This is a genomic window from Streptomyces sp. NPDC047028 (genome assembly GCF_040644095.1).
Lineage (GTDB): Bacteria > Actinomycetota > Actinomycetes > Streptomycetales > Streptomycetaceae > Streptomyces.
Genome location: NZ_JBEYVS010000003.1, coordinates 246,679 through 259,440 on the forward strand (window position 1 = coordinate 246,679; position 12,762 = coordinate 259,440).

The window sequence follows — 12,762 nt, forward strand, 5'->3', positions numbered from 1 at the left end:
TTTCACCCCGTAGGGAACGGAAGTGACGCTTTGGCCAACGCAATCGACCCGAGTGCGTCCATGGCCGCCCTCTTCGGAGCGCGCGTACGCAGGCTCCGTATCGCCGCCGGACTGACCCAGTCCGAACTCGGCGCCCTGGCCCACGTGGTGAGCAGCCGCATCACCCAGATCGAGCGCGCTTCCGGGGCCAAACCGACCCTGGAGCTGACCCGTTCCCTGGATGTGGCCCTCGGTGCGGACGAGTTGCTGATCGAGCTGTGGCCCTACGTCTACCGAGAGGCCTTCCCCGACTGGTCCCGCCGGTTCATGGAGTACGCCGAGCGGGCCGTCGTCATTCGGCAGTACGCCGCCCACGTGGTGCCTGGTCTCTTGCAGACCGAGGACTATGCGAGGGCGGTGCTGAGCCTGGACGCGCTGCTGGATGGTGAGGAGCAGTTGGAGGAGCGGCTCTCAGCCCGCATGGGCCGTCAGGAAAGGCTCAGTTCACCGGACCGGCCGGAGCTGTGGGTGATCCTGGACGAAGCGGTACTCAGGCGCCCGATCGGTGGCAGCGCCGTGATGCGCAAGCAGTTGGTCCGGCTCCTCGACGCTGCCACGGAGCGCCACATCACGGTGCAGGTCCTGCCGTTCGACCAGGGCGGGCACGAGTCCATGGGCGGATCACTGACGCTCCTGACCATGCCGGACGGGACTGACGTGGCCTACACGGAAGGCGCGGACTACGGCCAACTCATCGAAGAACCGGCCGATGTCAGTCGCTACACGGTGATTTACGATCGGCTGCGGGCGGCAGCCCTGCCCCCGCTCATGTCACTCGACGTGATCCGGTCCACGATGGAGGGCAACTACCGTGGCGCGAATCTCCCGTCCCGATCTGACCGGCGTCGCCTGGCGCAGGAGCAGCTACAGCAATCAGGCGGGAGGCGACTGCGTGGAGGTGGCCGAAGGACTTCCGGCCGTCGTCCCCGTCCGTGACAGCAAGGTCCCGGACGGTCCGGCGCTGTGCTTCGACGCCGCTTCCTGGGCCGTCTTCATAGGCGAGTTGAAGGCCGTACGCCACCGTCACTGAGGCGGACCGGGCGTCGGTCGGCGTCCGCCTGCCGGGCTCACCGGACCCTTGTCCGCGGGGGTCCGGCGGGCCACGGACCTCCTATGAGAACCGGGAGAGAGAACTACCCGCCCACCCACCCTCCCCGGTCCAAAAGCCCACGTCACCCGTCCGAGTGACCGGCTTGCGGGGGCGGGAGACGGACGGCTACGTTCGCCGCGACAACCGCACACAGACGACGGCCCCCGGCCGGGACTGGCATCCCGATCGAGGGCCTGACCGATCAGGAAGAAACAACCTTCCCGATGGCTGACTCGCAGTCTAACGCGCGCCTGCGCGCCGACGCCGGAGCTCCCACTTCCGGCGTGATCCACGTACGCACCCGGCTGACGGCCGACTTCACCGTGATCTCCAACGCCCTCGCCCAGCTGCGCGGCAGCGCGGTCACGATCGGCGTCGCCGCGTACATCGCCTCGCTCCCCGACGGCGCCCCCGTGACCGTCTCCGCCCTGTGCGCGCACTTCACCGAGGGCGAGATCCTGATCTCGAGGGCACTGCGGGAGCTGGAGCGCGCCGGTTACCTGGAACGCCGCCGCGAGCGACTGCCGAGCGGGCAGATCCGCACCCGGACGTTCTTCTACGACGTTCCCGGCGGCGGCGCCGCCCCCGACCCCGGTACCCCACCGAAGCCACCCCGGCCCCGAAGCTCGCCGAGGGCCGAGAAGGCCGTTCCCGAAGCCGCCGTACGGGAAAAGGCCGCGCCCCCGGAGGAACAGGCTTCGCTCGCCGACGCCGATCCCGCGGCAGTCGACGTGCTGCGCTCGCTGCGCCGCGTCGATCCGCGGCTGGTGCTGTCGGAGCAGGAGGCCGTACGGCTGGCTCCGGCCGTCGGCGTGTGGCTGGCGGCCGGGGTCGGGCGGTCGCAGATCACCTCGTTGCTGACCGCCGGGCTGCCGGACCGCCTGCTGGCCCGCCCGGCCGGCATCCTCGCCTTCCGCCTCCGCGAGATCCCGCTCCCCGCACCCCCACCGCTGCCCCCGGCCGAGTCCCGGCCACCGGTACGGCCCCTGCGGACCTGCGAGGGCGGCTGCGAACGCGCCATCCGCGCGGGCGGACCCGACCGCTGCCGCGACTGCCGGGCATCCGCAGCGACCAGTGCTGCCTGACTGACGGGGTCCTCAACGTTCCGGTGTCAGTAGGGGTTTGATGTCCAGGATCGGGGTCCCGTCGACGGTTTCCAGGCCGCTGATGTGGACTCGGGTGCCGGTGATGGCGGTGATGTGGACGGTGTGCAGGCCGATCGGGTTGGGGCGGTCCGGGGAGCGGGTGGCGAAGACGCCGGTGAGGGGGCGGGTGAGGTCGCCACGCGGGTGGACGGTGAGCGTGTCGCGGTCGGCGCGGTCCAGCCAGGTCAGGAGCAGGACGTCCGTGCCGGGGGTGAGGCCGTCCAGGGCGGGGGCGTACCGCTCGTCGAGGACGAGCCAGGCGTCCGGGGCGCCCTCGTCGGGCTGCCGGGGGGCGTCGGCCAGGTCGGTCAGCGTCGATTCCACGCGGCCGATGGGGCGCAGGGTGGGTGCGGGCATGGGATGTTGATCCCTTCGCGAGGCCGGGAGAGGGGCGGGGACAGCTTGATGCAGGGGGCGGACCAGCGGTAGGGCCAACACGCCGCGCCGGGGATCAGGTGTTCCAGGTCTCGTCGTACGGGTCGTGCGGCACGGGGACCGGGCGGGCCGAGGTGACCTTCAGGTACGGGACGGGGCCGTTGTTCACCGGGTCGCGCGTCTGGAGCGGGGTGTAGGTGCCGGTCACCTCCAGCCAGGCGTCGGGGCGGAGGACCGGCGGGAGCTTCCCGGTCAGGGCGATCTTCACGGGACGGGCGTCCGCCGCGCAGCAGTTGAGGGCCATGCGGACCAGGTAGGGGGCGCCCTTGCGGTCCAGGGCGAGGAAGCCGGTGACACGGACGGGGCGGTGGTGCAGGGAGCGGCCGTGGTCGTAGGCGGCCCGGCCCGCGTAGTCGACGAGGCTGAGCGGGAGGGGGGCGTCGCCGGGTGGCAGGGCGGTGTAGCCGAACGGCTTCTGCAGGGCCGTGCCGGTGCGCAGCGCGCTGTACGAGCCGAGGGCGGGCGGCGCGATGAGGATCAGGGCGAGCACGGGGAGGACCAGGAGCCAGGAGATGCGGGGCTCCGGGTGGGCGTGGTCGGCGTGGTCGGGGTGCGCGGGGGTGGGTCGGTCGTGGCGTCGGTCGTACCAGGCCGTCGCCAGTGCGGCCACGATCAGGACCGCTCCCGACGCCAGCAGCAGGGGGCGTAGGCCCGCCTTGACGTAGCGGAGGTAGAGGTCGGTCAGGCCCGCGTGGAGGAGGGCCGCGCCGAGCAGGAACAGGGTCGCCGCCTGTGCCGGGCGGTTCACAGCAGCACCGTTCCGGTGACGATGCCGCCCGCCACGGCCAGGGCGAACGTCGCCGGGGCGAAACGCAGCGCGAAACCGCGGCCGAAGGTGCCGGCCTGCATCGCGAACAGCTTGAGGTCGATCATCGGGCCCACCACCAGGAACACCAGCTTGGCCGTCAGGGAGAACTGGGTGAGGGAGGCCGCGACGAACGCGTCCGCCTCCGAGCAGATCGAGAGCAGTACGGCGAGGACGGCCAGCGCCAGGATCGACAGCACCGGGGTGTCCGCCGCCGTACGCAGCCAGGTCGCCGGGGTCGCCGCCTTCAGCGTGGCCGCGGCCATCGCGCCGAGCACCAGGAAGCCGCCCGCGTGCACGGTGTCGTGGCGCACCGAGTTCCAGAACGTCTCCCCCTTCGTCGCGCCCTCGTGCGGGGCGTGCGCCGACGGCCGTAGCCAGTCGGTGCGGCCCAGGCGCTGCCACAGCCAGCCCATCGCGCACGCCACCAGCAGGCTGCCGAGGAAGCGGGCCAGGACCATCTCCGGGTTCCGGGGGAAGGCGACCGCCGTCGCGGTCAGCACGATCGGGTTGATCGCGGGCGCGGACAGGAGGAACGCCAGGGCGGCTGCCGGGGTGACGCCCCTGCGGACCAGCGCGCCGGCCACGGGCACCGACGCGCACTCACAGCCCGGCAGCACCGCGCCCGCCAGTCCGGCCACCGGTACGGCCAGCGCGGGACGGGTGGGCAGGGCCCGGGCGAAGAAGGAGGGCGGGACGAACACCGCGATCCCCGCCGAGAGCAGCACTCCCAGCACCAGGAAGGGCAGCGCCTGGACGGTCACGGCCACGAACACCGTCATCCAGGTCTGCATCACGGGACTGCCGAGGGCTCCGCGCAGGGGGGACTGGGCGAGGACCGCGAGGAGGAGGGTGAGGGTGAGGATCAGGGGGGAGGTCAGGCGGCGGGGGTGTGGGGTGGCGGTGGGGGTGGGGGTGGCAGGGGGCGCCTTGAGGGGTGCGGTTGGGGGTGTGGTTGTGGTGTGTTCGGTTGTGGCCACGGGTGTCCCTCCGGCTGTGTGCTCCCTCGCTCTCGGTACGCGGGTCACTGCGGCGGTGTTCAGGCGTTTCTGGAACCAGGCGGGTTCTTGGGGCAGTCTTTTCCCTCGTGGCAAGCGTTCCCTTTCAAGCTGCGCCCGGTGACCCGTCGTCGCACATGGTGGTGTGCGGCGACGACGGGCTCGCGCACCGGCTGGCCGCCGAGTTGCGCGGAGTGTACGGCGAGCAGGTCGTCCTCGTCGTACCGCCGCATGAGCGCACGGTGGGGACGCCGGTCGTCGGCCGGGCGCGTGCCGCCTCCGTCGCCCTGTTCGACCGGGTGGTCAGCGCCGCCGTCGGCCGCGGGGCGGGGAACGGGAACGGTTCCGCGGGGGTGGGCAATGGTGGCGGCGGTGGCGCGGCTCACCGAGCGGATGCCGAGCGCGTGTTGGAGGCCGCTGAGCTGACCGAGGCCGTGTTCACCGAGGCCGGTGTGGAGCGGGCCGCCGCGCTCGCGCTGGTGTACGAGGACGACGAGACCAACATCCGGGCCGCCCTGACCGCGCGCAGGCTCAATCCGTGCATCCGGCTCGTGTTACGGCTCTACAACCGGCGGTTGGGGCAGCACATCGAGCAACTTCTCGACCATACGGCCGCGTTGGCGGCCGGTGAGGGGGAAGGCGCCGGGGACGGACGTGGGGGCGGGGGCGGGGGGCGGCTTCGGCCGGATGCCGCTTCTACGACCGTGCTGTCCGACGCCGATACGGCCGCCCCCGCGCTGGCCGCGACCGCCGTCGCCGGTACCAGCAAGGTCGTACAGACCGAGGGGCTGTTGCTGCGGGCCGTGGAGCGGCTGCCGGCGGGGGTCGGGCGACCCGCCGAACCGGGGCTGTGCACGCTGGCGTTGCTGTCGGCGACCAGTACCGATCCCGCCGGGGCGGACGGGTCCGAGGGCAGCGGGGAGCACGGGCCGCGGCTGCTGCCGGACGACGAGGAGGTACGGCGGGCCGGGGCGCGGGGCTCCGTGGTGCTGGAGCAGGTGACCTCCTCGGACGGGTCCGCCTCGGGGGCGGCCGCCGGGCGCGGGGTGGGGGCGGCGGTGCCGCCGCTGGGTTCGCTGTTCTCGCCCCGGCTGCGGTGGTCGCTGGCCGGGCTGGTGGGGTGTGTCGTCGCGCTCGCCGTCGCGTTGTGGGTGGTGACCGGCATTCATCCGCTGAGGGCGTTCTATCTGACGCTGCTCGATCTGTTCGCCATCGACGACCCGGCGATCGGGGCGTCCCTGGGGCGGCAGATCCTGCAACTCCTGTCCGGGCTGGTCGGGTTGCTGTTGCTGCCGGTGCTGCTGGCGGCCGTCCTGGAGGGGCTGGGCACCTTCCGTACGGCGTCCGCGCTGCGGAAACCGCCGCGTGGGCTGGGCGGGCACGTGGTGCTGCTCGGGCTGGGGAAGATCGGTACGCGGGTGCTGACCCGGCTGCGGGAACTGCACATTCCCGTGGTGTGCGTGGAGTCCGACCCGGAGGCGCGGGGGCTGGCCACGGCCCGGCGGCTGCGGGTGCCGGTGGTGCTGGGGGATGTGACGCAGGAGGGGGTGCTGGAGGCGGCGAAGATCCACCGGGCGCATGCGCTGATGTCGGTGACGAGTTCGGACACGACGAATCTGGAGGCCGTGCTGTACGCGCGGTCGGTGCGGCCGGATCTTCGGGTGGTGCTACGGCTGTACGACGACGACTTCGCCACGGCGGTGTACCGGACTCTGCGGGCCGCGCATCCGCTGGCCCAGACGCGGAGCCGGAGTGTGTCGCACTTGGCCGCGCCGGCGTTCGCGGGGGCGATGCTGGGGAGGCAGGTGCTGGGGGCGATTCCGGTCGAGCGGAGGGTGTTGGTGTTCGCCGCGGTGGACGTGGGTGGGCATGTGGAGTTGGAGGGGCAGGCGTTGGGGGAGGCGTTCCGGGCCGGGGCGTGGAGGGTGCTGGCGTTGGAGGGGCGGGCCGAGGTCGGCCGGGACTATGTTCTTCGGGCCGGTGACAGGGTCGTCGTTGCCGCGACTCGACGAGGACTGGCCAGTCTGGGCTGACCCCAGGGGGCTCCGCCCCCCCGGCCCCCCCTTGCCCACCCACCCACCCGACTCACTTGGCTGAATGGTTGCCGCATCGGGCGAGGGCGGACGAGCCGCTGCGGGAGCTTCGGGGGCTGAGCCGCTCAGGGGGGTAGCCGGGCGGGGCGCCACGCAGGAGGGATGGGCGCCGCAGCCCGTGTGGGTTGCGGCGCGCCGTCCTTCGGACGCGGGGGCGGGTGGGCCGTTGGCCGGGTGGCCCGGGAGGCCGAGAGGCCCGTTGGCCCGGGAGGCCGGGGCCCGAGGGGCCAGGGGCCGGGAGCCCGAGAAGCCGGGGGCCCGAGAAGCCGGGAGCACGGGAGCCCGAGAAGCCGGGGGCCCGAGAAGCCGGGAGCCCGGGGGCCCGAGAAGCCGGGAGCCCGGGGGGGGGCCGGGGGCCCGTGTCTACAGGGTCGACAATGCTCTCTCCGTGAAGGCCAGTTCCAGGGTTACCTGTTTGATTCGTTCGTCGACGACCAGGGAGCCGTGGCCGGCGTCGTAGCGGTAGACCTCGTGGGTGGCGCCGCGGGCTTCGAGGCGTTTGACGTAGTTGTCGATCTGCCGGATGGGGCAGCGAGGGTCGTTGACGCCGGCGGAGATGTAGACGGGGGCCTTGACCTGGTCGACGTAGGTCAGCGGGGAGGACGTCTCGAAGCGGTCGGGGACCTCCTCGGGAGTGCCGCCCAGCAGCGTGCGGTCCATCGCCTTCAGGGACTCCATCTCGTCGTGGTACGCCGTGACGTAGTCCGCGACCGGGACGACCGCCACGCCCACCGCCCACGCCTCGGGCTGCACGCCGATGCCGAGCAGGGTGAGGTAGCCGCCCCAGGAGCCGCCGGTGAGGACCAGGCGGGCGGGGTCGGCGAGGCCCGAGGCGACCGCCCACTCGCGGACCGCGGCCACGTCCTCCAGCTCGATCAGGCCGACCCGGTGCTTGAGCGCGTCGGTCCAGGCCCGGCCGTACCCCGTGGAGCCGCGGTAGTTCACGCGGACCACCGCGTACCCATGGTCCACCCAGGCCGCCGGGCCCGCCGCGAACGCGTCGCTGTCGTGCCAGGTCGGGCCGCCGTGCAGGTCGAAGACGGTGGGGAGGGGGCCGCTCGCGCCGGCCGGGCGCTGGACGAGGGCGTGGATGCGGCCACCGGGGCCGTCCACCCACACGTCCTCCACGGCCACTGAGGGCGGGCACGCCATGCCAGGCGGATCCAGGACCACGCCGCCCGCGGTCGAGCGGACCGCCGGCGGCTCCGCGGCCGACGACCACAGGTACTCCACGCTGCCGTCCGGCCGGGCCGTCGCCCCCGAGACCGAGCCGGGCGGGGTCGGCACACGGACCAGTTCCGCGCCCGCCAGGTCGTAGCGGTACAGCTCGCTGCGGGCCTCGTAGCTGTGCGCGACCAGCAGCGAGGCGCCGTCCGGGCACCACTCCGCGCTCACGTCGCCGGGCAGGTCCAGGGCGAGGTCGGTCTGCTCCCCCGTCCCCACGTCCCACACCAGCGGCTCCCAGCGGCCCCGCCGCTGGTGCCCGATGAGCAGCCGGGTGTCGCCCTCCACCGGGGCGAAGCCCAGCACCTCCAGGCCCAGCTCGACCGTGCCGCCCTCGGTGTCGTCCAGCTCGGCGACCCGCGTCCCGTCCGGGCGCATCACACGCAGCGCCGCGTGCATCGCGTCACCGTGCTCGGTGTGCTCGATGACCAGCAGGGAGCCGTCGTGCGAGAGGTCGCCGACGTTCGCCGACTCGCGGTGGCGGTAGATCTCCACGGTCTCCGCGCCGTCCTGCGCGAGGTGGATCGTCGTACCGTCCTCGTCCGTCGAGCGGCCGACCACCGCCGTGCGGCCGTCGCGGGACAGGGCGAGGCCCGCCGGGTAGGAAGGCGCGAGGCCGGGCACGGCCGGGTCGTCCGCGCCGCCGCCGAAGGGCTGGCGGCGCCAGATGCCGAACTCGTCACCGTCCTTGTCGTCGAACCACCAGATCCAGGCGCCGTCGGGGGAGAGCACACCGTCCGTCGTCCCGTTCGGCCGGTCCGTCGCCTGGCGCTGCGCGCCCGTCGCCCGGTCCCACGCGTACAGCTCGTACGTCCCCGTCGCGTTCGAGACGAACAGGGAGCGGTCCGGCGCGTCCTCCGCCCACTCCGGCAACGACACCCTCGGCGCGCGGAAGCGCTTCTCCCAGTCCGGCATCTCCGGCACGTCCCGTGCCTCCGGCGACTTCGGCGACTTCTGCACCTGCGAACCGCCCGGCGTCCTGCTCTCACTCATGGCACCCGTCATGCGCCCATACTGCCTGGCCGCACCGACAATTCGCTGGCCGCTGTCCGCACCCTGTGGATAACTTTGCGATCATGTCCACAGAGGCCGCACATCCGACCGCACCGGCAACCCCGCCAGCCGCCTCAGCACCCTCCGCACCCTCAGCCCCACCGGTCACTCCCCTGCCTTCCGTCCCCGACGGCTGGCGCGAGGACAACCGGGCCAACTGGGACGAGCGCGTCCCCCTCCACGTCGCCGGTCCCTTCTACGACCTGGACGGCTTCCGCGCGCACCCGGACGTGCTCCGCGACTTCGAGACGGCCGAGGTCGGGGACGTCACCGGCAAGTCGCTGCTGCACCTGCAGTGCCACATCGGCACCGACACCCTCTCCTGGGCGCACCGCGGCGCCGCCCGCGTCGTCGGCCTGGACTTCTCCGCCCCGGCAATAGAGGCGGCCCGCGCCCTCGCCGCCGACCTCGGGTACGGCCCCGACCGGGCGGCCTTCGTCACCAGCGACGTGTACGACGCGGCCGGGGCCGTGCCCGAGGCGTCGTACGACATCGTCTACACCGGACTCGGCGCCCTGTGCTGGCTGCCCGACATCCGCCGCTGGGCGGAGACGGCCGCCTCCCTCGTCGCCCCCGGCGGCTTCCTGTACCTCGCCGAGTTCCACCCGATCACCGACGCCCTGGACGACGCCACCGGCACCCGGATCGTGCGCGACTACTTCACCCGGGACGGCCAGGTGTGGGACGAGCCGGGCACCTACGCCGACGAGGCCGCCGTCACCGTGAACAACCGCACGGTGGAGTGGCAGCACCCGCTCGGCGACGTGGTCTCCGCGCTCGCCGCGACCGGACTGCGCATCGACTTCCTGCACGAGCACGACGTTTCGCTGTTCCCGCGCTTCGAGAACTTCGAGGTGCGGGACGGCTACCACCGCTTCCCTGATGGCCACCCCCGTATTCCCCTGATCTATTCCCTCAGGGCGAGCAAGGGGTGACCCGCGGGCGGGGAACCGGCGCGGGCGCCGTACCGTTGACGCGTGTACCGGTTTCTGCTGACTTCCCGCTGGTGGGGCATCAACGTCTTCGTGCTGCTCGCCATCCCGTTCTGCATCTTCATGGGGTCGTGGCAGCTGAGCCGGTTCGAGGGGCGGGTCCAGGACCAGCGCGCCGCGACCGAGCAGGTCTCCTCCGACCGGCACGAGGCGGCCCACCCGCTGGACGGTCTGCTGCCCGTCGACAAGAGCACCTCGGGCCGCCTGGCCACCGCGACCGGCCACTACGACAAGCAGTTCCTGGTGCCCGGCCGGCAGCTCGACGACAAGACCGGCTACTACGTGATGACGCTGCTGCGCACCGGCTCCGGCCGGGCCCTGCCCGTCGTACGGGGCTGGCTGCCGGGCACGCCCGACGCGGCGAAGGCCCCCGCCCCGCCCACCGGCGAGGTCACCGTCACCGGCGCCCTCCAGGCCTCCGAGACGCCGGGTGACAACGGGGTCAGCTCACAGAGCGGACTGCCCGCCGGGCAGACGGCCGCGATCAGCTCGGCGTCCCTGGTCAACCTGGTGCCGTACAAGGTGTACGACGCCTGGATCACCCTGGAGCACGCGGACTCCGGCATGAAGGCCGTGCCCGCGACCGTGCCGAGCAACACCGGGCTCGACCTGAAGGCGTTCCAGAACCTCGGGTACACCGGCGAGTGGTTCGTCTTCGCGGGCTTCGTGGTCTTCATGTGGTTCCGGCTGCTGCGCCGCGAGGTGGAGTTCGCCAGGGACGCGGCGCTCGGCCTGGTCCCGGAGACGGAAGACACACAGCAGAAGACGGAGACGGAGACAGAGGCGGAGCAGGCGGCCCTCTGAGGTCCCGCGCCCGGCCCTACGTCCCCGCCAGCACCCCGGTGTAGTACACGGTCCCGGCGCAGGCGTCCGGCACCGGTGCGGACGTCGCCGGTGAGCCGGCCTTGGGCGTGTGGGAGACGGTGATGCTGCCGTCGGCGGGCGTGCCGTCCTCGCCGTAGAGCTGGGTCGAGGTGCCGGTCGTACCGCCCGTGTCCGTGGCGCCGGTCGTGCTGGGGCCCTGGCTCGAAGACGGCTGGGGCGAGGGGCCGCCCGTGCTGCCGCCGGCCGTGCCGTCGCCGGGGGCGGGGCAGGTCTCCGAGGGCACGAAGGCGAACTTCTCCTCGTACGCGGAGCCGGGCTGCAGCACCAGGGCGGCGACCTCGAGACCGGGGTCGGGCAGGGCGGCCGCCGGGTCCCCGGCCACGTGCCGGACGGTGCTGAGCTTGGTCTGGTCGGCGGCGCCCTGCGCGGTCACGGCGACCGTGCCGGGGCCGTCGACGGTGCAGGCGGTGGTGGAGACGTTGGTGACGCGGAAGGTGCCGTAGACGACACCGGTGGAGTCGGGGGCGTCGGCGCTCGCCGTGGCGGAGCCCAGCTGGGCCGCCGTGCACGCAGGGACGGTCGGGGCGATCGTCGCGGAGGGGTCGGTGCCGCTGCCCGCGGCGGTGTTGTCGTCGCCGGTCGTGTCCGGTCGGGGGGTCTTGCCGGTGTGCTTGCCGGGTCCGGCGGACGGGCCGCCCGGGTCGCGCTGGTCGCCGGTGCCGCCGTCGGGGTACTTGCCCTGGTCGGTGCCGCCCTGGGCCTGGGAGGACTGGCCGGCCATGGCCGTGTTGGGGTCGGTGCCGCCCGCGTTGGAGACGTGGATCAGGGCGGGGATCGCGGTGCCGACGAACAGCACGGCGGCCGCCATGCCGACGAAGGCCTGCCGCTTGCGGGCACGGCGGGCCGGGACCGCGCGGCGCAGGTGCTCCAGCGTGCCGTCCTGCGGTTCGACGTCGTCGACCGCCGAGTGCAGCATCCGGCGCAGGGCCAGCTCGTCCGGGGACAGCTCGCGGCCGGGCTCCTCGGGGCCCTGTGCGTCGGGGCCGTGGTTCACAGTTCCGTTCCCAGCGTGCGGTGGCGTGTGCTCGTAGTCAGGCTTGTGTTCGTGGTCGTGCTTGAGCTCGTGGTCGTGCTCGTGGTCGTACTTGTGCCCGGCTTTGTGCTCAGGCGACCGGGGTGCGCGCTCATGCCGACGCCGCCTCCATGGCCACCCGCAGGGCGGCGATCCCGCGCGAGCCGTACGCCTTCACCGAACCCAGGGATATCCCCAGGGTCTCGGCGACCTGGGCCTCGGTCATGTCCGCGAAGTAGCGCAGCACCAGCACCTCGCGCTGGCGGCGCTGGAGGCCCTTCATCGCCTTGATGAGGTCGCGGCGCTCCAGCTGGTCGTAGGCACCCTCCTCCGCGCTCGCCATGTCGGGCATCGGCTTGGCGAGCAGCTTCAGGCCGAGGATGCGCCGACGCAGGGCGGAGCGGGAGAGGTTGACGACGGTCTGCCGGAGATAGGCCAGGGTCTTCTCGGGGTCCCGGACGCGTTTGCGGGCCGAGTGGACGCGGATGAAGGCTTCCTGGACGACGTCCTCGCAGGAGGCGGTGTCGTCGAGGAGGAGCGCGGCGAGGCCGAGGAGCGAGCGGTAGTGCGCCCGGTAGGTCTCGGTGAGGTGGTCGACGGTCGTGCCGGCGGCCACCGCCTCCTCCGCGCCGTCACGCTGGCTGGGTATGCGGGTCGGCCGCGTCGCGGGCATGGGCGCGATCACCGGCATGCCGCCGGCGAGACGCGCCCCGAGCGCCGCGCGGGGCGGCCGCAGGGCCGAGTTGAGTTCGAGTACCTCTGCCACGCCTGTTGGACACGTCTGCCCCCGCCAGGGTTGTACGTGCCGGGCATCACATGTGCGACAGCCGACGACGCCTCAGATCCCGTCATGCGTCCCGCTCATCCCCTATGTCCCGGATGACCGGGCGTCCCCACGCCCGCCCATCGCGTCCCCACGCATCGGTCTTCACGTGCCACACCCCGCAAGGGTGACCGCAAAGACGCTCCCCGCCCTGCGCGTGGTTGCGGA

Annotated in this window: 12 protein-coding genes; 6 read left to right on the forward strand and 6 right to left on the reverse strand. The window is 72.9% G+C overall.

What is annotated here, in order from left to right:
- Window positions 1-60 precede the first annotated feature (60 nt).
- The 3 genes from ABZ854_RS04675 to ABZ854_RS04685 all read left to right on the forward strand — a co-directional run bounded on the left by ABZ854_RS04675 (window position 61) and on the right by ABZ854_RS04685 (window position 2,214).
- Window positions 61-975, forward strand: a complete 915-nt coding sequence (locus ABZ854_RS04675; RefSeq protein ID WP_361204160.1) for a helix-turn-helix transcriptional regulator — start codon at window positions 61-63, stop codon at window positions 973-975.
- The gene (locus ABZ854_RS04680) at window positions 938-1,069 is read left to right on the forward strand and encodes a DUF397 domain-containing protein (RefSeq protein WP_361204163.1); all 132 of its coding nucleotides are present in this window, start codon (window positions 938-940) and stop codon (window positions 1,067-1,069) included. Before ABZ854_RS04675 ends, ABZ854_RS04680 begins: the two co-directional genes overlap by 38 nt.
- Window positions 1,070-1,353: 284 nt before the next feature.
- Complete coding sequence (locus tag ABZ854_RS04685; RefSeq protein ID WP_361204165.1) at window positions 1,354-2,214, forward strand: hypothetical protein; 861 nt, start codon at window positions 1,354-1,356, stop codon at window positions 2,212-2,214.
- 12 nt (window positions 2,215-2,226) lie between these two features.
- Here the strand turns inward: ABZ854_RS04685 and tsaA are convergent, their stop codons facing one another.
- The 3 genes from tsaA to ABZ854_RS04700 all read right to left on the reverse strand — a co-directional run bounded on the left by tsaA (window position 2,227) and on the right by ABZ854_RS04700 (window position 4,395).
- Window positions 2,227-2,631 carry a tRNA (N6-threonylcarbamoyladenosine(37)-N6)-methyltransferase TrmO gene (tsaA, locus tag ABZ854_RS04690; RefSeq protein WP_361204168.1) on the reverse strand — a complete coding sequence of 135 codons (405 nt, stop codon included), beginning with the start codon at window positions 2,629-2,631 and terminating at the stop codon, window positions 2,227-2,229.
- A 94-nt stretch (window positions 2,632-2,725) separates the two neighbouring features.
- The gene (locus tag ABZ854_RS04695) at window positions 2,726-3,457 is read right to left on the reverse strand and encodes a TIGR03943 family protein (RefSeq protein ID WP_361204171.1); all 732 of its coding nucleotides are present in this window, start codon (window positions 3,455-3,457) and stop codon (window positions 2,726-2,728) included.
- Window positions 3,454-4,395, reverse strand: a complete 942-nt coding sequence (locus ABZ854_RS04700) for a permease (RefSeq protein WP_361204353.1) — start codon at window positions 4,393-4,395, stop codon at window positions 3,454-3,456. Before ABZ854_RS04700 ends, ABZ854_RS04695 begins: the two co-directional genes overlap by 4 nt.
- Before the next feature lie 254 nt (window positions 4,396-4,649).
- Here ABZ854_RS04700 and ABZ854_RS04705 point away from each other — a divergent pair, with 254 nt between their 5' ends.
- Window positions 4,650-6,545: an NAD-binding protein gene (locus ABZ854_RS04705; protein ID WP_361204356.1), complete on the forward strand. Its 1,896-nt coding sequence runs from the start codon at window positions 4,650-4,652 to the stop codon at window positions 6,543-6,545.
- Window positions 6,546-6,968: 423 nt separating this feature from the next.
- Here the strand turns inward: ABZ854_RS04705 and ABZ854_RS04710 are convergent, their stop codons facing one another.
- Window positions 6,969-8,744, reverse strand: coding sequence for a prolyl oligopeptidase family serine peptidase (locus tag ABZ854_RS04710; RefSeq protein ID WP_361204359.1), 1,776 nt, complete (start codon window positions 8,742-8,744; stop codon window positions 6,969-6,971).
- Between the two features lie 161 nt (window positions 8,745-8,905).
- On the opposite strand from ABZ854_RS04710, the gene ABZ854_RS04715 reads away from it, so the two are divergent.
- Window positions 8,906-9,817 (forward strand): class I SAM-dependent methyltransferase, encoded by a 912-nt coding sequence (locus ABZ854_RS04715; protein WP_361204174.1) that lies wholly within the window; start codon window positions 8,906-8,908, stop codon window positions 9,815-9,817.
- A gap of 42 nt (window positions 9,818-9,859) precedes the next feature.
- Window positions 9,860-10,678, forward strand: coding sequence for an SURF1 family protein (locus ABZ854_RS04720; protein WP_361204177.1), 819 nt, complete (start codon window positions 9,860-9,862; stop codon window positions 10,676-10,678).
- 16 nt (window positions 10,679-10,694) lie between these two features.
- Here the strand turns inward: ABZ854_RS04720 and ABZ854_RS04725 are convergent, their stop codons facing one another.
- Window positions 10,695-11,753 carry a hypothetical protein gene (locus tag ABZ854_RS04725; RefSeq protein WP_361204179.1) on the reverse strand — a complete coding sequence of 353 codons (1,059 nt, stop codon included), beginning with the start codon at window positions 11,751-11,753 and terminating at the stop codon, window positions 10,695-10,697.
- A 130-nt stretch (window positions 11,754-11,883) separates the two neighbouring features.
- The gene (locus ABZ854_RS04730; protein ID WP_129311887.1) at window positions 11,884-12,462 is read right to left on the reverse strand and encodes a SigE family RNA polymerase sigma factor; all 579 of its coding nucleotides are present in this window, start codon (window positions 12,460-12,462) and stop codon (window positions 11,884-11,886) included.
- Between the last annotated feature and the right edge of the window lie 300 nt (window positions 12,463-12,762).

Coding starts and splice junctions, on each gene's coding strand:
- ABZ854_RS04715 (WP_361204174.1), top strand. CDS start 8,906: ATGTCCACAGAGGCCGCACATCCGACCGCACCGGCAACCCCGCCAGCC.
- ABZ854_RS04730 (WP_129311887.1), bottom strand. CDS start 12,462: ATGCCGGTGATCGCGCCCATGCCCGCGACGCGGCCGACCCGCATACCC.
- tsaA (WP_361204168.1), bottom strand. CDS start 2,631: ATGCCCGCACCCACCCTGCGCCCCATCGGCCGCGTGGAATCGACGCTG.
- ABZ854_RS04675 (WP_361204160.1), top strand. CDS start 61: ATGGCCGCCCTCTTCGGAGCGCGCGTACGCAGGCTCCGTATCGCCGCC.
- ABZ854_RS04710 (WP_361204359.1), bottom strand. CDS start 8,744: ATGCCGGACTGGGAGAAGCGCTTCCGCGCGCCGAGGGTGTCGTTGCCG.
- ABZ854_RS04685 (WP_361204165.1), top strand. CDS start 1,354: ATGGCTGACTCGCAGTCTAACGCGCGCCTGCGCGCCGACGCCGGAGCT.
- ABZ854_RS04705 (WP_361204356.1), top strand. CDS start 4,650: ATGGTGGTGTGCGGCGACGACGGGCTCGCGCACCGGCTGGCCGCCGAG.